Origin of the sequence: Candidatus Pelagibacter sp. RS40, assembly GCF_002101295.1 — a bacterium.
Lineage (GTDB): Bacteria > Pseudomonadota > Alphaproteobacteria > Pelagibacterales > Pelagibacteraceae > Pelagibacter.
On sequence record NZ_CP020778.1, the window covers coordinates 462,108 to 482,337 of the forward strand.

Sequence of the window (20,230 nt, forward strand, 5' to 3'; positions counted from 1 at the left end):
ATTTATAATGAATCTTACAGAAATAAGTATTAAAAGACCGGTAGTAGCATGGGTGATGTCCTTAGTATTGGTTATTTTTGGGATGTTTGTTTTCTCAGAACTTCCAGTAAGAGAACTGCCTGAGGGAATTCAACCACCTGTAGTCCAAGTTCAAACAGATTATAAATCAGCTTCTACTGAAATTATTGATGAGGAAATTACACAAAAAATTGAGGATGTAATAGGGGGTGCTGAAGGGATTAAGAACATAGATTCCACTTCCTTAAATGGCAGAAGTAGAATTAATATTGAGTTTAATACCGATATAGACTTAGACAATGCCGCTAACGACATTAGAGAGAGAGTATCAAGGGTAGTTGATAATTTACCAAGTGAGTCTAGTCCGCCTCAAATTTTAAAAAGAGCAGCAGGATTTACTACAACTATGTGGCTAAGTCTTTCATCTCCTACATGGAACGATTTAGATCTTGGGGATTACGCTGAAAGATACCTTGTGGATGCATTTTCAAGTGTACCAAATGTTGGTAGAATTTTAGTCGGTGGTCTAAGAGAATTAAGTGTTAGAGTATGGATTGATCCAATTAAATTAGCTGCAAACGATTTAACTATTCAAGAAGTTGAAAGAGCTTTAAGAAATGAGAATGTTGATCTTCCTGCTGGTACTTTAGAAGCAGATAATAGAGACTTAACTTTAAACATTGATAAATCTTATACAAATATAGAAACAATAAAATCACTACCAATTAAAAAAGTTAAAGATAAAGCAATATTATTATCTGATGTCGCAAATATAGAATTTGGACCTGTCTCAGAAAAAACTCTGTTTAAAGCTCAGAGAAAAAATGCAAAAAATTTAAAAACTGTAGGAATTGGTATTTATGCTAGAAGCGGTGCTTCTACAGTTGAACTATCTAATCAAATTAAAAAAAAAATTAATGAAATAAAACCCTTATTGCCAGATGGTTTAAATCTTGAGATTGCATTTAATAGAGCAACTTATGTTGGAACTGCTATTCAAGAAGTTTATAAAAGTTTAATAATTGCTTTTGTATTAGTTGTATTAATCATTTATTTATTTTTAGGAAATTTAAAAGCTGTCATTGTGCCTGCAATTGCACTTCCAGTAAGTTTAATTGGATCTTTTTTGGGTTTATATATTTTTGATTTATCAATAAATATTTTCGTGCTGCTAAGTTTTATACTAGCAATTGGAATTATAACAGATGACTCTGTTATAATGACTGATGCAATTTATACTCGTATTGAAAAAGGAGAAACGTCTTTAGTTGCTGCTTATAAGGGATCAAAACAAATTACCTTTGCAATTATTGCAACAACATTAATTTTAGTGGCGGTATTTTTACCTCTAATTTTTATAAAGGGTATCTCAGGTACATTATTTAGAGAAACTGCTATAGCTTTATCTTTTTCAATTGTTGTTTCCTCATTTGTTGCTCTTACCCTGTCTCCGATGTTAGGTAGCAAATTTTTAAGTAAAAAAGAAAAAAAAGGTTTATTTGTTAAAAAGTTTAATAATTTATTTAAATCTTTCTCTGAAGGTTACATCGAAACCTTGGGATATTGGTTAAATAAAAAAAAGATAATATCAGGATTTATAATATTTGTAGTCTTAGGGTCTATTTTCCTTTTCAATTTTACCAAAAAGGAATTAATCCCTATTGAAGATCGAGGTGCATATTTAATAATTGGTTCAACAGATGAGGGAAGTTCTTTTGAATACACTCAAGATAAGGCACAAATTATTGAAAGTAGATTATTAAAACTTCTTGAAGCTGAAGATAGTCCTTATGAAAGATTAATTATGCGTGTTCCAGGATTTGGTAAATCAGCAACCACATACAACAGTTTCATTATAATAGCATTACTAGATGAATGGAAAAATAGGAAAAAAGGAAGTCAGACAGTTTTAAGAGAAGCTATTGGAAAGATAGTTACAGTTCCACAAGCTTTTGCTTTTCCAATTTCTCCGCAATCTATAAGAGTATCTAATTACAACAAACCAGTTCAAATGGTTATTTATGGTACTAGTTATGAGGAGCTAGAGAAAATTCAAAATGAAGTAATTCAAACTCTTAGAAAAAATAGAAATCTTTCGAGAATTGAGAGTGATTACACAAAAAATAAACCTGAAGTTAAGTTAATTACAAATAAAAATAGAGCAAAAGATTTAGGTGTTTCTACGGAGACAATAGGGAGAACTTTGGAGACTTTTTACGGTGGAAAAAGAGTTACATCATTTAATAGAATGGGAAGAGAATATCCTATTATTTTACAACAATATCTTGCAGATAGAAGAAATAAAGATGGAATTTCAAAAATACATGTTAGATCAGAAACAAGTGGTAAACTCGTATCTTTAGCAAGTTTAGTTGAGTTTGAGGAGAAAGGTACAGCAGAGACTTTACCAAGGTATAATCGACAAAGAGCTGTTACCATATCTGCAGCAATTGACGAAAATTATAGTCTAGCTGAGGCAATGAATTACTTAGAAAATACAATGAATAATTTAGCGCCACAAAATCAAATTACTTGGAAAGGTAAATCAGAGGAATTGAAGGAAACTAGCAATGAAATATTTATTATTTTTGCTTTAGCATTAATTACTGCATATTTAGTTATGGCTGCTACATTCAATTCATTTATTCATCCATTCATCATAATTTTAACAGTTCCACTTGCTGTGTTTGGAGGATTAATATTTATTTTATTTTTAAATAGTTCAATAAATATTTTTTCACAAATCGCTCTAGTAATTTTAATTGGTATATCTACAAAAAACAGTATTTTAATTGTTGACTATGCTAACCAAATAAGAAGAACAGGTGCAAAAATAGAAACAGCAATTAAAGATGCTTGTAAACTTAGAATAAGACCTATCATTATGACTTCTTTAAGTACTATGATTGCAATGTTACCTTTGGTTATTGGAAACATTGGACCTGGAGCAGGTGAAGGATCAAGATTAGCTGTCGGATCAACAATTTTAGGTGGAATGATAATTTCAACATTTTTTACATTGTATATAACTCCAACAATGTATTTGGCTCTTGCGAAAAATACTAAAAGAATAGATGCTGTAGATTTGGAGCTTAAAAAACAATTAAACTAAAAAATAATATATCTTTTAGTTGATAAGGAATTTTTACATTCATTAAGTTGTTTTTTATATCTATTTGAATTGTTCTCTACTTTTTTTGCTAAAATGATAACCTTTTGATTTTTTTTGTAATTTTTGTATCCACCCCATCCCTCGTGATAAGCAAGATATTGTCTGAAACTATCATCTAAAGGTATTTTAAGTATAGATTTTGTTTTGTTTGTATACCACCCAATAAAATCAACACTATCTTTAAATCTTGCCCTTGATGCAAATTTATTTCCAGTCTCCTCTTTATATTGTTTCCACGTTCCTTTGACAGCTTGTGAGTATCCAAAAGAACTTGAAGGACGTTTGTAAGGTATAACCTTAAAAATTTTTTGTCTTTGTGGCTTTGCCAACCAATCAAAATCAGATTCCATTTTAATGATTGCTAGTTGTAAATAAACTGGGGTACCCCATTTCTTCTCTGTTTTTTTTGCATGTTTATACCAAAAATATTTTTCAGAAAAAATTGAACAACCATCAGATGTATTTTTTGGTACTGATGAGCATGCGGATATAAGTAAAAACGAAATTAAAACTATTAATTTTTTTGATCGAATCACTAACTAGTTTATAAATTATCTGTTTTTTTTTCTCCATACCCATGGATATTCAAATTTAGTTTTCCATAATCCAAGTTTATTTTTTTTTGCAAAATTTTCATATTCTTGGTATTTTTTTTTGGAATATTTAACATAATCAAATGCGTAACCACTTTTCACCATATAAGCCGATAAACTTTCATTATTAACAAAACATTCTGCAAGAATTCTATTATATCTGTCATTATTTTTCTCAATCAAACATTTTACAATTTGATTATCGATTTTTTGAGTTAGTTTTTTTTTTGAAATTTCACCACAAAAAATTTTTTGAGTTTCAAGCTTACAAGTTTGTTTCTTACCTCTAAAAAAACTTTCTGGAGCATCAATTCCTGAAAATCTGATTGTTTTTTTATTTAAAATAATTGTGTCACCATCTATTACTAAAACATTTTTTGAGGATATTTGTTCTGTATCTGAGAAAGAATTACTACAAAATAAAAAAGTAATGAATAATTTAATTAAAGTCTTCTTTAGCCTTTTCATTCATCTCATTCATTTTACTACGAATTTCGTCGTCTGAAACATTAAAACTTTCTAAATCGCTTTTAATTTTTCTAAATACATCTTCGTCACCAGCTTCTGCAAAATCTGCTTTTATAACTGATTGAATATACTCTTTAGTTTGCTCCTCGCTATATCCCATAATCTTTGATCCCCATTCTCCTAGATACTTATTTCGTCTCGCACTTATTTTAAATTCTTTTTCTTCGTCATGAGCAAACTTTTTTTCAAAACCTTTTTTTCTATCATCAAAAGAGTCCATATTTTTTTCTCCAAAAATTAAATGAATTAAATATTATTAGAGATATTATTACACCAATAAGATTTCCGAATAAATCTTTTATTTCGAATGCTCTGATTGGAATAAAAAAATGCATTATTTCTAAAAAAATAGAAATAAAAAATACGTATACCATTATAATTTTTTTTTCTTTTGAAAATGCAATAAATGCAATTAATCCAAAAATTAAGAAAACAAAAAAATGATTAGATGAAATTATAAAATCTTTTGTCAAACCAGGTTGGATGTTACAATCATTATAAAAATAGCAACCTAAAATAGAGCCAGGATATAAATAAAATATTATTAAAAGAATATTTATTACATGAAAAGAAGTCTTTAACATTTAGAAATAATCTATATTAAATATATTTAAATGAGTCATCTAATATTAATTAGGCACGGCCAAAGTGAATGGAATTTACAAAATAAGTTTACAGGATGGGTTGATGTCGAACTCTCTCCACAAGGCAAACTTGAGGCATGTAAAGCAGGTGAACTTATAAAAGAATTAAATTTTAAAATTGATTACTTTTTTAGCTCCTATCAAAGGAGATCTATAGATACTCTTAAGCTTATCTTAAACACAATCAGAGAAAAAGACGATCAAATTATAAAAGCTTGGGAGTTAAATGAAAGACATTATGGAGCCTTAACTGGTTTAAATAAAGATGAAATGAAAAAAAAATTAGGAGAAGAGCAAGTTCACATTTTTAGACGATCTTGGGATACTCCACCTCAACCTTTGAGTAAAAATAGCCCTTATCATCCTTTAAATATTGAAACTTATAAAGACATTCCAAGGGAAAAAGTGCCTGATACTGAGTCTTTAAAGGATACCTATGAAAGAGTAATTCCTTATTATAAGTCACAAATCGAAAATAAATTGGATAATAATATTGTTGTTTCTGCCCACGGAAATTCAATAAGATCAATGTGCAAATTTTTATTTGAACTAGATAATGATGAAGTAACTAAACTAGAAATACCAACTGGCAATCCTTTGAAAATAACATTTAATAATGAAAAAAAATTAACTAATGCAATTTATCTAGACAAAAGTAGAGCGAAAAACCTGATCAAATTTTAAGAACTTAATTTTTTATAAATATCAAGATCTGTAACATGCAAAAATTCGTTAACACTTTCGATGCCGTAAAGCTGCTTATTATTAATTTCTTTGTCCCAAACTTCAGAAATTGAAAACTTATCCTTATTAATACTTGTAAAAATATTTTTATTTAAAATTTGACACCCAGTAAAAATATAGTTGTTTATATTCTCTTTAGATACTAAATTATCTTTTAAAGTAAAATCGCCTTTAAACCTTTTATCAAAACTTCTAGATTTATTAACAAGCATCAAAATGTTACTTAAATTTTTATCAAAATAAAATTTTTTCATTTTTTCTACTTCAATTAAATAATTATCCTTCCAGATTGTATCTGGGTTTATAATTAAAAAATTTTCATCAGTATCATTATTTGCCAAATTTTTAATACCTCCTCCTGTATCTAAAATTTCTTTTTCAAAAAATAATTCTACTTCATTTTTATAGTTTTTTTTTTTAATAAAATTTTCGATTTCATCTGATAGATAATGTGTATTAATTTTAATTTTTTTTATTCCACATTTCTTTAAAAAATTTATAGAGTTTTCTAATAATGTACCATTTTTAATTTGGAGAAGGGGTTTCGGAGTAGTATTTGTTAAAGGAGCAACTCTTTTACCAAAACCTGCACACAAAATTAACCCTGTTGATATCCTCATTTTAGTCTTTTCTTTTCTGGGATGTAATTATTTAATAAAATATTAAGCTCTTCAAATTTTATATCTTCTGATCTATCTTGAATTAATTTCCATGCATAGGGTATCAATTTTAAGTATTTATGTTTTTTGTCTCTTAATGATAGTCTCGTAAAAATACCAATTATTTTCAAGTTTCTTAAAACAGATAATATTTCAAAATCATTTTTTAATTTTTCAATTTTAATTTTTTTTTCAAGTTTAAAATATGTTTGAAGTAAGTGATTTTTAAAATTTCGAGTTGTTTTAAACCTTACATCATCTATTAAAGATGCTAAATCATAAGCAGGATTTCCATATACCGCATCCTGACTATCAATTAAAAATAGCTTATTTTTATGAAACATAATATTTGAAATATGAAAATCTCTGTGCACTAAAACTTTTTTTTTAATTTTTAACTTTGATAACAATTTTTTAAAAATTTTATTTAGTTTATTTTTTACTTTTTTTATCTCGTTTTTTGTTAGTTTTGTTGGTAGATACCACTGAGTAAATAAGTTTGCTTCATCAATTAATTTTTTCTCAGAATATTTTGGTAAGTGGTAATAACTTTTTTTAAAAGTTAAAGTTTTTTCTTTGTTAATTTTTTGAATTCTAATAAGTAATAAAAAAATTTTTTTATATATTTTAATTTTAGCTTTTTTTCTTTTTAATATACTTAAAATTGTTTCGTCTCCTAAATCCTCTATCTCTATATAATTTTTATCATAATTTTCTTTTAGTAATTTAGGAGCGTTAATTTTATTTTTTAAAAGAAGTTTATTGATTGCATCATATATTAATAGATTTATTTTTGGATCCTTTTTACTATAAACAATGACTGATTTGTTTGAGCGATAAAAGGATCTAAAGGATGCGTCTCCTGATAATTTTTTATAATGATTTAAATTCATCAAATATTTTTAATTTTTCATAAGCTGATATTGTTAAATACCTTGAGTTAAAATTTTCTCCATACTCAAAATTTATATCAATTGTGTTTTTTGGTTTATGTTCACCTAATATTTCTGGCCATTCAATTAATACAATTTTATCAGAAATATCTTCAAAAATATTCAAACTCAAAATATCCTTTTCACTCTTAAGTCTATAAAGGTCGTAATGATGTATATCAAATTTGTTTAATTTGTATTGATTCATCAAACTAAAAGTGGGGCTTGTTATTTCTGAAATATTTTTTTTGTCTATTTTCTCAAGACTATTTACCAAGAATTTAATAAAGGTTGTTTTGCCTACCCCAACCTCTCCATAAAATAAAATAACATTACCCTTGAAAATATTTTTTGCAAAAATATCTGCGATTTTTTTGGTATTTTCTAATTTAGAAATATTTAACTTGCTACTTTTAGTAGCGATACGCATCAGGCTTGTATGGTCCTTCTGTAGTTACGCTAATATATTGAGCTTGATCTTCAGATAACTTAGTTAATTTAGCCCCAACTTTTTCTAAGTGAAGTCTTGCAACTTTTTCATCTAAATGTTTTGGTAAAACATATACTTTCTTTTCATACTTATCTGAATTATTCCAAAGTTCAATTTGAGCAGTTACTTGATTTGTAAATGATGCACTCATTACAAAACTAGGGTGCCCTGTTGCACATCCAAGATTTACCAGTCTACCTTCAGCAAGTAAAATTATTCTTTTATTGCTAGGCAAAGTAATTTCATGAACTTGCGGTTTGATTTCATCCCACTTATAATTTTTTAGTGCTTCAACTTGAATTTCATTATCAAAGTGTCCAATATTGCAAAGTATAGCTCTATCTTTCATATCTCTCATGTGATCAGCTGTAACTACATCTTTGTTTCCAGTAGCTGTTACAACAATGTCTGCTTCTTTGATCATATCATCCATTAATACTACTTCATAACCTTCCATTGCAGCTTGAAGTGCGCATATAGGATCAGTTTCGGTAACCATAACTCTTGCACCACTTTGACGAAGCGATGCAGCACTTCCTTTTCCAACGTCACCAAAACCTGCTACGATAGCAACTTTTCCTGACATCATTACGTCAGTTGCTCTTTTTATTCCATCAACTAAACTTTCTCTACAACCATAAAGGTTATCAAATTTTGATTTTGTAACAGAGTCGTTTACATTTATCGCAGGTACAAGTAAAGTTCCCTCGCTTTCCATTTTTTTCAAAGCTAAAACTCCAGTTGTAGTTTCTTCTGACAAACCTTTTATATCTTTTAATAAATCTTTGTAATCTTTGTGCATCAAGGCTGTTAAATCTCCACCATCATCAAGTATCATATTTGGTTTCCAACCTTCTTTTCCTTCAATAGTTTGTTTTACACACCACCAATATTCTTCCTCTGTTTCACCTTTCCATGCAAAAACAGGTATTCCAGCTTTTGCAATTGCAGCAGCTGCGTGATCTTGGGTAGAAAAAATATTACACGAAGACCATCTTACTTCAGCTCCAAGCTCAACTAGTGTTTCAATTAATACTGCTGTTTGGATTGTCATATGTAAACAGCCAACAATTTTTGCACCTTTTAAAGGTTCTTTACCTTTATACTCTGCTCTTAATGCCATTAAGCCTGGCATTTCTGTTTCTGCTAATGAAATTTCTTTTCTACCAAATTCTGCTTCAGATATATCTTTTACTTTATAATCTTCCATAAGAAGAGGCTTTTAACAACTTAACAAAATTAATCAACAAAGATTTAAGCTTTTGGGAAATTTATTTCAATTCTGGCACCTTTATCCTCATTATTAGATGCGGTGATTTCGCCACCATGTATCTCTACTAAATTTTTTACTATATTTAGTCCTAAACCTGAATGCTCACCAAATTTCTCAGGTCTATTGCTATAAAATCTATTGAAAATTTTATTTGTATCATTTTCATTAAAACCAACCCCTTCGTCTGAAACTATTAATGTAATTTTATCCTCTTCTTTTTTTGCTAGCTCAACATCTATTGCTTGATTTTTCTCACTAAATGAAATCGAATTTTCTAATAAGTTTGCTATAATTTGTTCAATTCGATTTTCTATAGCAAGAATTTCATAATTATTTTGGCCATTTGTCTTAAAATTAATTGCTATAGATTTTTTAGTGTCATAAACGCTATTAAAATCATCAACGACTGATTTTACTACCTCAGCTAAGTTGATTTTTTTCATCTTTTCGGAGGAAATTGCAGCCTCATCTCTCAACATTTGTGAATAATCTGTAATTAATCTCTCAATTCTTTCAACATCATGAGAAACAATTTTTACTAACTTATGTCTTTGTGATTTATCCTCAGTCTCAGATATAATTTCTGATGCACTCTTTAAAGATGCTAGCGGATTTCTTATTTCATGCAACAAGTCTGTTGAATAATTTTCTGCTGTTGTAATTCTTTGATGTAATTCATCAGTCATTTCTCCCAATGATTTTGATAAAGTTCCAATTTCATCATTTCTATTCTGAATTGATTTTATGTTTGTTTCTTGACTACTTTTCTCTTTTATTAAATTTGTATAAATAACCAAATTTTTTATTGGCTTTAAAAAATATCTATTCATAACAAATGAAAAAATTATAATTACTATACCAACTAAAATTGCTGTTCTAACTATAAACACTTTACGTTCGTTAATTACAGCTTTTACATCATTTGCGTTTTCTGTAACTGCAATAAAACCAACTTCTCTATTATCTATTATGACATTTTTCAAAGTTGTTAACAAAAATTGATCGTAACTATCAGAAGTAAATGTAAAGGGTTGTCCATAATTTTTTGAACTTTTATAAATGTTTAAATTTTCCAAAATTTTAACTTTTTTTTTTAAATTTTCCTCTTTTTTTTCTGGTTTATTATTTTGTTCGTTTTCGTTGAGGTTATTCATTTCAACTATATCTAATCTTTGGGAAAAAGCTCGCGGGTCCAGATCAAGAGTGTCCGTATCTCCAATTAGATTAAAATTGAGATCAAAAAACTGAACTCTATCTAAACTTTGAAACAAAAACCTAGTAGAAAAAAGAAAACTTTTTACCTCTTCCTCATTAAATTGAACTTGTAATCTATTCAAATTTTCAATTGTATTGTCTAGTGTATTAATATGATTTACTGTCTTAGTTTTTATTAATGTAGGTTGAATTCTATTAAGGTAAATTAATGTTAGTAAACCAATAATCAAAAATACCAAAAAATTAATAAATAGAAATTTTTTTAGTATTGATAAATTTTTAAGAAAACGACTCAACATTATTTAACATTCCAACGATATCCACTTCCGTATCTAGTTTCAATCGCTGAAAAGTCAGGATCTATCCTCTTAAATTTTTTTCTTATTCTTTTTACATGGCTGTCTATTGTTCTATCTTCAATGTCAGTATCTTCTCTATATGCAACATCCATTAATTGAGATCTTTCTTTGATTATACCAGGTCTTTTTGACAGTTCTTTAACTATTAAAAATTCTGTCGTTGTTAATTTATCTGGTAGTTCTTTTCCATCCCACTCACACTCTAATTGTGAGGGGTCTAATTTTAATTTACCGTGAGAAATGATATTTTTATTTTCTTCAATTTTATTATCTTTTTTTCTAAGTTGTACTCTAATTCTCTCAATAAGAATTTTCGTAGAAAATCCACCAGATTTTTTTACGAAATCATCGGCCCCAAGTTTTAATCCAAGCAATTCATCAACTTCTTCATCCTTTGAAGTTAAAAAAATTACAGGCATTGAAGTTTTTTTTCTTAATTTTTTTAACAATTCTTCTCCATCCATTCTTGGCATTTTAATGTCTATAACTGCAAGATCAGGTGGCGTTCTTGACAAACCTATTAGAGCACTTTCTCCATCTAAATATGTTTGAATTTGAAATCCTTCTTTCTCAAGTGCAATACTTAAAGTAGTTAAGATATTTCTATCATCATCGACTAGTGCAATTGTTTGTTTCATTATTCACTTATAAAAATACTAAAATGTTTAAATTTGGGCAATTAAATGTTTCTAATGTAATTGTCCCCAATTATCACCAGAATTTATGTCTACTAATAAAGGTATTGAGAATGAGTGCAGGTTACTATCTTTTACACTTGTCATTATTTTTTTTATAATTTTTGAACTATTAATAATATTTTTTTCCTCTACTTCAAATATTAACTCATCATGAATTTGTAAAAGCATTTTTAGATTATTATTTTTTTTATCGCTAATCTCGTCATCTAATCTAATCATTGCCATCCTCATTATTTCTGATGCTGACCCCTGAATTGGCGCATTTATTGCTGCTCTTTCTTGAAAATTTCTTACGTTAAAGTTTTTATCATTAATACCGGTAATGTGTGTTTTTCTTCCAAAAATATTGTTTACAAATCCGCTTTTTCTACAAAACTTTATTGTTTCAGACATATATTCTTTTATCTCAGGGAATTTTAAAAAATAAGAGTTAAGAAATTCCTCAGCCTCGACGTTTGAAACGTTAATTTGTTTTGCAAGACCATATTGCGATATTCCATAAATTATTCCAAAATTAATAGCTTTAGCTTTTCTTCTCATATCTGGGTCAACTTTGTTAATTTCAGTTCCAAATACTTGGCTTGCTGTAAGAGAGTGAATATCATCATTATTATTAAATGCTTTTTTTAACTCTTTCACATCTGCTAGATCTGCTAAGATTCTCATTTCTATTTGATTATAATCTGCAGAAATAAGTTTTTTGTTTTTTTCAGCAATAAATGCTCTTCTTATATCTTTGCCTTCTTCAGTTTTAATTGGGATGTTTTGCAAATTTGGATCACTTGATGCCAGTCTTCCAGTTGTTGTAGCAGCTAAAAGGAAAGATGTATGAATTCTTTTTGTATTTTTATTTATGTGTTCAGGAAGAGTATCTGAATAAGTATTTTTAAGTTTGCTAGTTTGTCTCCACTCAAGAACTAATTTTGGAAAATCATAACCCTTGAAAGCTAAATCTTCTAAAACAGAAGCACTAGTTGCAAAACTTCCTTTTTTTGTTTTTTTTAATGAGGCAATTTTTAAGTCATTATACATTATTTCACCAAGCTGCTTGGTAGAACCAATATTAAATTCTTTTTTAGAGAGCTTAAATATTTTCTGTTCTAGGCTTTTTATTTTTTTTTCAAATTTCGAAGATAAGTTTTTAAGTGATTTTTCATCTAATTTAATACCTTCTATTTCCATTTTAGCTAAAATTTTAACTAATGGTTTTTCAAAAATTTCATAAATATTTAAAAGATTTTCCTCTTTCAAAGACTTTAAAAAGTTTTTGTACAATCGATATGTAATATCAGCATCCTCAGCTGCATAATCCTTGGCTATATTCACATCTACTTCTGAAAAATTTATTTGTTTTTTTCCAGTACCTACTAAATCTTTAAATTGAATTGTTTTATGTCCTAAATGAATTTCAGCCAGTGTATCCATGTTGTGTCTATTTTTTCCTGCATCTAAAACATAAGACATCAACATCGTATCTTCTAAAGAATTAATATCTATTCCTCTTTTATTAAAAATAATATAATCAAACTTAATATTTTGACCGATCTTTTTAATACTTTTGTCCTCTAAATAAGGTTTTAATATTTTTAAAATTTTTTTTTCATCCAAATTTTTGAAATTTTTATGTCCTGTCGGAATATAACAGCCTTTACCAATCGTGTGGGATATAGAAATTCCAACAAGTTTTGCTTGATGGGCATCTAATGAGTTAGTTTCTGTATCAATAGCAAATTCCCCTTTATCCTCTGCAGCTTTTAACCATTTTTGTAGCTCCACCTCATTTTTAATTAAATGATAGTTTTCTTTTGTAATTTTCGCATTATTTTTTTCATCAGTATTTTTATTTTTGCTCTTTAAAAAATCAGTTTCTCCGTAAGTTGAAATTGCAGAACTTAATAGTCTATTAAATTCCATTTCTCTTAAGAAATTATAAAGTTTTTGTTTATCAATTTCCTTTAATTTAAATTCCTCGATTTTATTTTTAACTGGAACATCCTTTTTTAATGTTACAAGTTTCTTACTAATTATTGCTTTATCTTTATTTTCAATTAATGTTTCTCTTCTCTTATTCTGTTTAATTTTGGTTGCATTTTTTAGTAAATTTTCTAAATTTCCATATTCTTTGATTAATTCAGCTGCGGTTTTAACTCCAATGCCTGGTACACCTGGGACATTATCAGTACTGTCTCCAGCTAAAGCTTGAACATCTATTACCTTTCTAGCTTCAACTCCAAATTTATTTTGAACATCCTCCTCATTTATAAATTTATTCTTCATAGGGTCATAAATTCTCACATTTTTCCTATAAAGCTGCATTAAATCTTTATCAGAGGAAACTATTGTTGCTTTTGCACCTTTTTCTAAAATTTGCTCTACATAGGTAGCGATCAAATCGTCTGCTTCATAATTTATTAATTCAATAGAAGGGAGATTGAAAGCAAGCACTGATTTTCTTATATAATCAAATTGTGGGATTAAATCATCAGGAGCATCAGATCTGTTTCCCTTATATTCAGAGTAAATTTCATTTCTGAAATTTTTTCTTGCTGAGTCAAAAATCACTGCAAAATGGCTAGGCTTATCCTTATTATCTTTTGATTTAGCATCTTCTAAAAGTTTAAAAAGCATGTTGCAAAATCCACTAACAGCTCCAACAGGCAAGCCATCACTTTTTCTTGTTAACGGTGGAAGTGCATAATAAGCTCTGAAAATATATCCAGATCCATCAATTAAATAAAAGTTATCGTCTTTTTTAATTTTTGACATTTAATATTTTAGCTTAAATTAATATAAGTTAATAATTTTAAAATAACTTGTTAACAAAAGTGTAGATTTATTGTTATTATAATTGTATCAATTAAGCATGGAAATAGCTAAAAATATTTACAGTAACAAAGTACTTAAATACATCATAATTGCTTTTGCTGGATCAATATTATTAACTATATCGGCAAAAATTAAAATCCCATTTTATCCTGTTCCAATGACAATGCAGACTTTTGTCGTAATATTGTTAGGAATAACATTTGGATATAAAGCTGGTGCTGTTGCAGTTTGTTTATATTTAATTGAGGGAATTTCTGGATTGCCTGTATTCTCTAATTCTCCTGAGAAGGGAGTTGGTATATCATATTTTATGGGTCCAACAATGGGCTATCTAATTGGATTTATTTTTGCTGCAGTCATTGCTGGATATTTGAAATATACAAAAAACTATATTTTTAATTTTTTTAAAATTTTATTTTCAATTTCAATTATTTATCTATTTGGTTTATTGTGGCTTGGTACCCTAATTGGATGGGATAAACCAATATTTAAATTAGGCTTGTTGCCATTTGTTTATGCGGAAACACTTAAAATACTTCTGCTTACTTTGATTGTTAATAAGTTGAAAAATTTTAGAAGGTTTATCTAGGTGATCTTTTAGAGAGAATTCTTTGCAGAGTTCTTCTGTGCATTTTCAATCTTCTTGCAGTTTCAGAAACATTTCTATTACAAAGCTCAAAAACTCTGTGGATATGTTCCCATTTTACTCTATCTGCTGACATTGGATTTTCTGGTGGAGCAGCTTTTTTGTTAGGGTCTGCAAGCAATGCCTTTTCAACGTCATCTGCATCAGCTGGTTTTGCAAGATAATCAATTGCACCTTCTTTAATAGCTGCAACTGCAGTTGGAATATTGCCGTATCCAGTTAGCATTACTATTCTGCTCTCAGAATTATTTTTTTGAATTTCTTTTACAACTTCAAGTCCATTCCCATCATTTAATCTTAAATCAACAACTGCAAAGGCTGGCTTTTTGGATTTTACAGATTCTATTCCAATTTTTACACCTTCAGCTTGTGAAACGGAGAAACCTTTCTTCTCCATTGCTCTTGCAAGTCTTTCTCTGAATGGGTTATCATCGTCTACAATTAATAGAGATTTATCCTCAAATTCTGCTATTTTTTTTACTATCTCAGCTTCAGCCATGGGCCTTATATGGAAACATTCTAAATTATTTCAAGTATATATTTTTACTTTACATTGGCTCATTTTCAGCATAAATGCTCGTTTTATATAAACTTGCATAGCAGTTATGCGAGTTTTTTTTGTTAAATTTTTTTTTGGAGCTTTAAATGCAAAAATTTAAGTCAGTTGACGAGCTTGTAAACCAACTGAAACCAACAGAACCGGTATATTGTATAAGAAGAAATTCTATAAGATTAGCTTCTAAATTCTTTCAAAATAAATTTCCAGGTAAAATCCTTTACGCTGTCAAAACAAATCCACATCCAGTAGTTTTGCAAACATTATTAGATAGCGGAATAAAGCACTACGATGTTGCATCAATTAAAGAGATCGAAACAATAAAAAATTTAAATCCTGAAGTTGAATGTTCTTACATGCATACCGTAAAAAGTAGAGAGGATATAAAGGAAGCATATTTTAAGTACAATATAAAAACTTTTGCATTAGATACAAAAGATGAATTAATAAAAATTATTGAAAGCACAAATCACGCGAAAGACTTAAGATTATTTGTAAGAGTTTCTGTTTCAAATGAACATGCTGAAATTGATTTATCCAAAAAATTTGGAGCTATAACATCAGAAGCAGCAGGTCTTTTAAGGCTTGGTAAACAATATGCTTACAAACTTGGTTTAAGTTTTCATGTAGGCTCTCAATGCATGCATCCAATTTCGTATGCAAAAGGAATTTCAGAAATAGGAAATATAATTAAAAGAACAAAGATTGTTCCTGACATAATAAACGTCGGCGGTGGATTTCCAACAATTTATCCAGATCTTGTACCGCAGCCAATGCAATCTTATTTTGATGAAATAAAGAAAGGTTTAAAAAATTTAAAACTTCAAAAACTGCCAGAAATAATTTGTGAACCTGGTAGATCGCTTGTTGCGGAAAGTGGATCTACAATTGTAAGAGTAAACTTAAGAAAAAAACAAAAATTGTATATCAATGATGGAACGTATGGAACTTTATTTGATGCAGGAACACCTAATATTGTTTATCCATCAAGAGTAATTAAAAATGGAAGAGTAATATCAAAAAAGTTAACTTCTTTTGATTTTTATGGTCCAACATGTGATAGTATGGATTATATGAAAGGTCCTTTCATATTGCCAAACAATATTAAGGAAAACGATTATATCGAGTTAGGTCAACTCGGAGCATATGGTTTAACATTTAGAACTCAATTTAATGGTTTTTATTCTGATCAGATATTTGAAGTAGAAGATGATCCAATTATGACAATGTATAACAAAGAAACTATGAAAGAGTTTCTTGTTGCATAATGTCAGAAAACAAAAACTTATCACATAATAGAAAAAAAGACCTCTTGAGCAAGGAGGTTGAGCACATTGACATCACAAAGTTCGATGCAAGAGAAATTATATCCTCGATGTCAAAAATGTCATTTGTATCAAGAGAAACTGCCAATGCAGCAGATATTTATAATGAAATGCTGAAAGATAAAGATTGTACAATTTTTTTAACCTTAGCTGGATCTACCTCTGCAGCAGGATGTATGCATGTGTATAGAGATTTGGTTAAATACAATATGGTGGACGCAATAGTTGCAACTGGAGCTTCTATAATTGATATGGATTTTTTTGAGGCTTTGGGCTTTAAACATTATCAAGGTTCTCAATTTCAGGATGATACGGAGCTTAGAGAAAATTATATTGATAGAATATACGATACCTACATAGATGAAGATCAACTTCAAATGTGTGATAAAATTATCGGAGAAATTGCAGATACTTTAGAGCCTCGTAGTTACACTTCAAGAGAATTTATTCAGGAAATAGGAAAATATCTAAAAACAAATTCTAAAAAAAAAGGGTCGTTAATAGAAATGGCTTACGACAATAATGTACCAATTTTTTGCCCTGCTTTTACAGACTCCAGCGCTGGTTTTGGATTAGTAATGCATCAAGAAAGAAATCCAAAGAATCACATAACTATTGATGCAATAAGAGAGTTTAGAGAATTAACAGAAATAAAAATTAGATCTGAAGGTTCTGGTTTATTTATGATTGGTGGAGGTGTTCCAAAAAATTTTATTCAAGATACGGTCATATGTGCTGAACTGCTTGGTAAAAATGTGGCTATGCATAAATATGCTGTGCAAATTACAGTTGCAGATTCTAGAGATGGTGCTTGCAGCAGTTCAACTTTAAAAGAAGCAAGTTCATGGGGTAAAGTTGACGTAACAAAAGAACAAATGGTTTTTGCTGAAGCAACAACTGTTTTGCCGTTAATTGCAAGTGATGCTTTCCATAAAGGTGAGTGGAAAAATAGAGAGAGAAAAAATTTCTCAAAAATATTTTAATTTAATATCATATAATTAAAGGATGATTATACCAATCTATCAAGTTGATGCTTTTACATCTAAAGTATTCGGGGGCAATCCGGCAGCAGTATGTCCTTTGCAAGAATGGATAAGTGATAATTTAATGCAAAAAATTGCTCAAGAAAATAATCTCTCTGAAACAGCTTTTTTTGTAAAAAATAAAAACGAATTTAATATACGTTGGTTTACGCCTTTAACTGAATTAGACCTAGCTGGTCATCCAACACTTGCGACTGCACACGTAATTTTAAAAGAGTTAGATATAAATTTAGAAAAAATAGTATTTAAAACAAAAATTAAAGATACATTGACTGTGACGTATAAAGATAATTTATACTTTATGGACTTTCCCTCTAGAGATCCTAGTATTGAAAAGAATATGGATGAAATTTCTAAAGCTCTTGGTAAAAAACCCAAAGAACTTTATAAACATAGAGATGCGATTGCTGTCTATGATTGTGAAGAGGATATAATAAATATTTCTCCAAGCTTTGATAAGTTGAACAAACTAGAATATCCAATAACAATAGTAACAGCACCAGGAAATGAAGTAGATTTCGTATCAAGAGTTTTTGCACCTAAGTTAGGTATTCCAGAAGATCCAGTGACTGGTTCGGCCCATTGCGAACTCATTCCTTACTGGTTTAAAAGCTTAAAAAAAAAAGAAATGACCGCCCATCAAATCTCAGAAAGGGGTGGTAAACTTTATTGTACTTATAATGGTGATAGGGTTACAATTGGAGGAGATGCGATTACTTTTTTAAGAGGAAAAATAGAGATTTAATTAGATGAGAATGATTAAAGAATTAGAATTTTTGAAAAATAAGGACGGTTTCCTTGGCATTGATAATATAACAAAATTTAAAGAGAAGGTAGTTGTTGTACCTTTTGGTCTTGAAAAAACAGTTAGTTATGGTGGTGGAACAAAAAATGGACCAAAAGAAATTATAAAAGCTTCTCATCAAGTTGAGTTATACGATGAAGAGCTAAATTATGAGCCTCATAAGAAAATTGGTATCAAAACTTTAAAACCATTTAAAATTGATAAAAATATTAATAAGGCTTTAAAAAAAATTTCTTTTATAAATGAAAATATTTTAAATAAGAAAAAATTTCCTCTTGTCCTTGGAGGTGAACACTCAATAACTCCAGGTTGCATTATTCCATTTACAAAAAAGTTCAAGAATATTTGTCTTTTACATTTTGATGCACATGCAGACTTAAGAGAAAGTTACCTTGGTGAAAGATATTCTCACGCCTCTGCAATAAGGAGATGCTTAGATTACAAAAATGTTTCCTTAATATCTTTTGGTATTAGAAATATATCAGAGGGTGAAATACCCTTCTTAAAAAAGAATTCAAAAAGAATTAATATTTTTTGGGCAAAAGATAAAAAAAAATGGAATTTGAATACTTTTAAAAAAATGATTAAAAATAAAACGGTTTATCTAACTTTTGATGTAGATGGCTTTGATAGTAGTATTATGCCAGCTACTGGTACTCCAGAACCAGGTGGACTATTCTGGAATGAATCTTTAGAAATTATTAAGATTGCGGCTAAAAATTCTAACATAGTGGGTGCAGATATTAATGAACTTTCCCCAATAAAAGGATTTAATTCTTATAATTTTTTAGTTGCAAAGTTGGCTTATAAAATTTTAGCTTATAAATTTCATTTCTAATTAAGCTGGCTTTAAAATACCTAACATCATCCTAAAAGGTACTAACATTATTAAAGCAACTAGAATTTTAACTGCTAAATCTCCTAGGGAGAGAGTTACCCATGGAACACCTGTTCCATAAAAAGATATAGAAAAGAATAGGAATGTGTCTACTATTGAGCCTACGAAGGATGAGGCTAAAGGTGCTATAAACCATTTTTTTTGTCTTAATTTATCAAAAATTTGCACATCTAATAATTGAGCAACCATAAAAGCAGTACCAGATCCTATTGCTATCCTAATTGATATTAAATCTTCAAAATTTGTTGAGAATATAAGTGTAAAGAAAATTCCAATTACAAATCCAATATAAACAATTTTTCTAGCAATTATTTTTCCAAAAGATCTATTTGCTAAATCAGTAATTAAAAATGCAATCGGATAACTAAAAGCACCGTATGTTAAGATTTCCTGAAGTCCATAATAATTAATTGGAAACTGAACTAAATAATTGGATGCTAATACTACAACTCCCATTAATAATGAGAGTATTAAAAATACCTTGTTCATTAAGCAGTTTTAGAGAGTAAGGATTTTTTAAGTTTTTTTAGCCTTAGAGATAAATCTCTTGCTTTTGCTGATTTTAAGAAGTTATCAAAGCTACCTTTCTTATCAACTGATCTCACACCTGCATTAGAAACAGTGAGCTTCATAGACTTTTTTAATAATTCACTTTTAAATTTTACCTTTTTTAAATTAGGTAAAAACCTTCTTTTAGTCTTGTTGTTAGCATGGCTAACGTTGTGACCTTTAAGAGGCATTTTTCCTGTGAGTTCACATTTTTTTGTCATAAAAATTATGCTTGTATAAGATTAATGAGTTAATCC

21 protein-coding genes are annotated in these 20,230 nt (G+C 28.7%); 7 read left to right on the plus strand and 14 right to left on the minus strand.

Going from position 1 to position 20,230, the window contains the following annotated elements; translation table 11 throughout:
* The first annotated feature begins 7 nt into the window (after positions 1-7).
* Positions 8-3,130: an efflux RND transporter permease subunit gene (locus tag B8063_RS02485; RefSeq protein ID WP_085069122.1), complete on the plus strand. Its 3,123-nt coding sequence runs from the start codon at positions 8-10 to the stop codon at positions 3,128-3,130.
* On the opposite strand, the gene B8063_RS02490 is transcribed toward B8063_RS02485, so the two are convergent.
* Genes B8063_RS02490 through B8063_RS02505 form a run of 4 tightly spaced genes read right to left on the minus strand, consistent with a single transcriptional unit; the run spans position 3,127 to position 4,895 of the window.
* Positions 3,127-3,726 carry a transglycosylase SLT domain-containing protein gene (locus B8063_RS02490; RefSeq protein ID WP_085069124.1) on the minus strand — a complete coding sequence of 200 codons (600 nt, stop codon included), beginning with the start codon at positions 3,724-3,726 and terminating at the stop codon, positions 3,127-3,129. The genes B8063_RS02485 and B8063_RS02490 overlap by 4 nt on opposite strands.
* A 15-nt stretch (positions 3,727-3,741) precedes the next feature.
* Entirely contained in the window at positions 3,742-4,251 is a 510-nt protein-coding gene (locus tag B8063_RS02495) for a thermonuclease family protein (protein WP_085069126.1), read from the minus strand.
* Positions 4,223-4,531, minus strand: a complete 309-nt coding sequence (locus B8063_RS02500; RefSeq protein WP_085069128.1) for a DUF1476 domain-containing protein — start codon at positions 4,529-4,531, stop codon at positions 4,223-4,225. The genes B8063_RS02495 and B8063_RS02500 overlap by 29 nt, the downstream gene beginning before the upstream one ends.
* Positions 4,518-4,895: a VanZ family protein gene (locus tag B8063_RS02505; RefSeq protein ID WP_085069130.1), complete on the minus strand. Its 378-nt coding sequence runs from the start codon at positions 4,893-4,895 to the stop codon at positions 4,518-4,520. Before B8063_RS02505 ends, B8063_RS02500 begins: the two co-directional genes overlap by 14 nt.
* A gap of 30 nt (positions 4,896-4,925) precedes the next feature.
* Between B8063_RS02505 and B8063_RS02510 the strand changes: the two genes are divergently transcribed.
* The gene (locus tag B8063_RS02510; RefSeq protein ID WP_085069132.1) at positions 4,926-5,639 is read left to right on the plus strand and encodes a 2,3-bisphosphoglycerate-dependent phosphoglycerate mutase; all 714 of its coding nucleotides are present in this window, start codon (positions 4,926-4,928) and stop codon (positions 5,637-5,639) included.
* On the opposite strand, the gene B8063_RS02515 is transcribed toward B8063_RS02510, so the two are convergent.
* From B8063_RS02515 to polA, 7 genes are read right to left on the minus strand one after another with little or no spacing between them, the layout of a single operon-like run.
* Positions 5,636-6,319, minus strand: coding sequence for a sugar phosphate nucleotidyltransferase (locus tag B8063_RS02515; RefSeq protein ID WP_085069134.1), 684 nt, complete (start codon positions 6,317-6,319; stop codon positions 5,636-5,638). The genes B8063_RS02510 and B8063_RS02515 overlap by 4 nt on opposite strands.
* Positions 6,316-7,251 carry a phosphotransferase gene (locus B8063_RS02520; RefSeq protein ID WP_085069136.1) on the minus strand — a complete coding sequence of 312 codons (936 nt, stop codon included), beginning with the start codon at positions 7,249-7,251 and terminating at the stop codon, positions 6,316-6,318. Before B8063_RS02520 ends, B8063_RS02515 begins: the two co-directional genes overlap by 4 nt.
* Positions 7,232-7,720 carry a tRNA (adenosine(37)-N6)-threonylcarbamoyltransferase complex ATPase subunit type 1 TsaE gene (gene tsaE, locus B8063_RS02525; protein WP_085069138.1) on the minus strand — a complete coding sequence of 163 codons (489 nt, stop codon included), beginning with the start codon at positions 7,718-7,720 and terminating at the stop codon, positions 7,232-7,234. The genes B8063_RS02520 and tsaE overlap by 20 nt, the downstream gene beginning before the upstream one ends.
* A complete protein-coding gene (ahcY, locus tag B8063_RS02530) occupies positions 7,704-8,990 on the minus strand; it encodes an adenosylhomocysteinase (RefSeq protein WP_085069140.1) in 1,287 nt (428 codons plus the stop codon). Before ahcY ends, tsaE begins: the two co-directional genes overlap by 17 nt.
* A 44-nt stretch (positions 8,991-9,034) precedes the next feature.
* Positions 9,035-10,567: a HAMP domain-containing sensor histidine kinase gene (locus tag B8063_RS02535; protein WP_085069142.1), complete on the minus strand. Its 1,533-nt coding sequence runs from the start codon at positions 10,565-10,567 to the stop codon at positions 9,035-9,037.
* A complete protein-coding gene (locus tag B8063_RS02540; RefSeq protein WP_085069144.1) occupies positions 10,567-11,265 on the minus strand; it encodes a response regulator transcription factor in 699 nt (232 codons plus the stop codon). The genes B8063_RS02535 and B8063_RS02540 overlap by 1 nt, the downstream gene beginning before the upstream one ends.
* A gap of 51 nt (positions 11,266-11,316) precedes the next feature.
* Positions 11,317-14,091, minus strand: coding sequence for a DNA polymerase I (gene polA / locus B8063_RS02545; protein WP_085069146.1), 2,775 nt, complete (start codon positions 14,089-14,091; stop codon positions 11,317-11,319).
* A gap of 97 nt (positions 14,092-14,188) precedes the next feature.
* Between polA and B8063_RS02550 the strand changes: the two genes are divergently transcribed.
* Positions 14,189-14,740, plus strand: coding sequence for a biotin transporter BioY (locus tag B8063_RS02550; protein ID WP_085069148.1), 552 nt, complete (start codon positions 14,189-14,191; stop codon positions 14,738-14,740).
* Here B8063_RS02550 and B8063_RS02555 read toward each other — a convergent pair.
* Entirely contained in the window at positions 14,733-15,296 is a 564-nt protein-coding gene (locus B8063_RS02555; protein ID WP_085069150.1) for an ActR/PrrA/RegA family redox response regulator transcription factor, read from the minus strand. The two genes, B8063_RS02550 and B8063_RS02555, sit on opposite strands and share 8 nt — an antisense overlap.
* A gap of 146 nt (positions 15,297-15,442) precedes the next feature.
* On the opposite strand from B8063_RS02555, the gene B8063_RS02560 reads away from it, so the two are divergent.
* Genes B8063_RS02560 through speB form a run of 4 tightly spaced genes read left to right on the plus strand, consistent with a single transcriptional unit; the run spans position 15,443 to position 19,364 of the window.
* Positions 15,443-16,621: a type III PLP-dependent enzyme gene (locus tag B8063_RS02560; protein WP_085069152.1), complete on the plus strand. Its 1,179-nt coding sequence runs from the start codon at positions 15,443-15,445 to the stop codon at positions 16,619-16,621.
* Positions 16,621-17,661 carry a 1,9-bis(guanidino)-5-aza-nonane synthase gene (locus tag B8063_RS02565; protein WP_085069154.1) on the plus strand — a complete coding sequence of 347 codons (1,041 nt, stop codon included), beginning with the start codon at positions 16,621-16,623 and terminating at the stop codon, positions 17,659-17,661. The genes B8063_RS02560 and B8063_RS02565 overlap by 1 nt, the downstream gene beginning before the upstream one ends.
* A gap of 22 nt (positions 17,662-17,683) precedes the next feature.
* The gene (locus tag B8063_RS02570; RefSeq protein ID WP_085069156.1) at positions 17,684-18,466 is read left to right on the plus strand and encodes a PhzF family phenazine biosynthesis protein; all 783 of its coding nucleotides are present in this window, start codon (positions 17,684-17,686) and stop codon (positions 18,464-18,466) included.
* Positions 18,467-18,476: 10 nt separating this feature from the next.
* Positions 18,477-19,364 (plus strand): agmatinase, encoded by an 888-nt coding sequence (gene speB / locus B8063_RS02575; RefSeq protein ID WP_085070859.1) that lies wholly within the window; start codon positions 18,477-18,479, stop codon positions 19,362-19,364.
* On the opposite strand, the gene B8063_RS02580 is transcribed toward speB, so the two are convergent.
* Both B8063_RS02580 and rpmB read right to left on the minus strand, forming a co-directional pair.
* On the minus strand, positions 19,365-19,913 hold the full coding sequence (locus tag B8063_RS02580; protein WP_085069159.1) for a queuosine precursor transporter: 549 nt from the start codon (positions 19,911-19,913) through the stop codon (positions 19,365-19,367). It abuts the gene before it with no gap.
* The gene (gene rpmB, locus B8063_RS02585; protein ID WP_085069161.1) at positions 19,913-20,194 is read right to left on the minus strand and encodes a 50S ribosomal protein L28; all 282 of its coding nucleotides are present in this window, start codon (positions 20,192-20,194) and stop codon (positions 19,913-19,915) included. The genes B8063_RS02580 and rpmB overlap by 1 nt, the downstream gene beginning before the upstream one ends.
* Positions 20,195-20,230: the final 36 nt, after the last annotated feature.

Coding starts and splice junctions, on each gene's coding strand:
- B8063_RS02485 (WP_085069122.1), top strand. CDS start 8: ATGAATCTTACAGAAATAAGTATTAAAAGACCGGTAGTAGCATGGGTG.
- B8063_RS02495 (WP_085069126.1), bottom strand. CDS start 4,251: ATGAAAAGGCTAAAGAAGACTTTAATTAAATTATTCATTACTTTTTTA.
- B8063_RS02500 (WP_085069128.1), bottom strand. CDS start 4,531: ATGGACTCTTTTGATGATAGAAAAAAAGGTTTTGAAAAAAAGTTTGCT.
- B8063_RS02505 (WP_085069130.1), bottom strand. CDS start 4,895: ATGTTAAAGACTTCTTTTCATGTAATAAATATTCTTTTAATAATATTT.
- B8063_RS02510 (WP_085069132.1), top strand. CDS start 4,926: ATGAGTCATCTAATATTAATTAGGCACGGCCAAAGTGAATGGAATTTA.
- B8063_RS02515 (WP_085069134.1), bottom strand. CDS start 6,319: ATGAGGATATCAACAGGGTTAATTTTGTGTGCAGGTTTTGGTAAAAGA.
- B8063_RS02520 (WP_085069136.1), bottom strand. CDS start 7,251: ATGAATTTAAATCATTATAAAAAATTATCAGGAGACGCATCCTTTAGA.
- tsaE (WP_085069138.1), bottom strand. CDS start 7,720: ATGCGTATCGCTACTAAAAGTAGCAAGTTAAATATTTCTAAATTAGAA.
- ahcY (WP_085069140.1), bottom strand. CDS start 8,990: ATGGAAGATTATAAAGTAAAAGATATATCTGAAGCAGAATTTGGTAGA.
- B8063_RS02535 (WP_085069142.1), bottom strand. CDS start 10,567: ATGTTGAGTCGTTTTCTTAAAAATTTATCAATACTAAAAAAATTTCTA.
- B8063_RS02540 (WP_085069144.1), bottom strand. CDS start 11,265: ATGAAACAAACAATTGCACTAGTCGATGATGATAGAAATATCTTAACT.
- polA (WP_085069146.1), bottom strand. CDS start 14,091: ATGTCAAAAATTAAAAAAGACGATAACTTTTATTTAATTGATGGATCT.
- B8063_RS02550 (WP_085069148.1), top strand. CDS start 14,189: ATGGAAATAGCTAAAAATATTTACAGTAACAAAGTACTTAAATACATC.
- B8063_RS02555 (WP_085069150.1), bottom strand. CDS start 15,296: ATGGCTGAAGCTGAGATAGTAAAAAAAATAGCAGAATTTGAGGATAAA.
- B8063_RS02560 (WP_085069152.1), top strand. CDS start 15,443: ATGCAAAAATTTAAGTCAGTTGACGAGCTTGTAAACCAACTGAAACCA.
- B8063_RS02565 (WP_085069154.1), top strand. CDS start 16,621: ATGTCAGAAAACAAAAACTTATCACATAATAGAAAAAAAGACCTCTTG.
- B8063_RS02570 (WP_085069156.1), top strand. CDS start 17,684: ATGATTATACCAATCTATCAAGTTGATGCTTTTACATCTAAAGTATTC.
- speB (WP_085070859.1), top strand. CDS start 18,477: ATGATTAAAGAATTAGAATTTTTGAAAAATAAGGACGGTTTCCTTGGC.
- B8063_RS02580 (WP_085069159.1), bottom strand. CDS start 19,913: ATGAACAAGGTATTTTTAATACTCTCATTATTAATGGGAGTTGTAGTA.
- rpmB (WP_085069161.1), bottom strand. CDS start 20,194: ATGACAAAAAAATGTGAACTCACAGGAAAAATGCCTCTTAAAGGTCAC.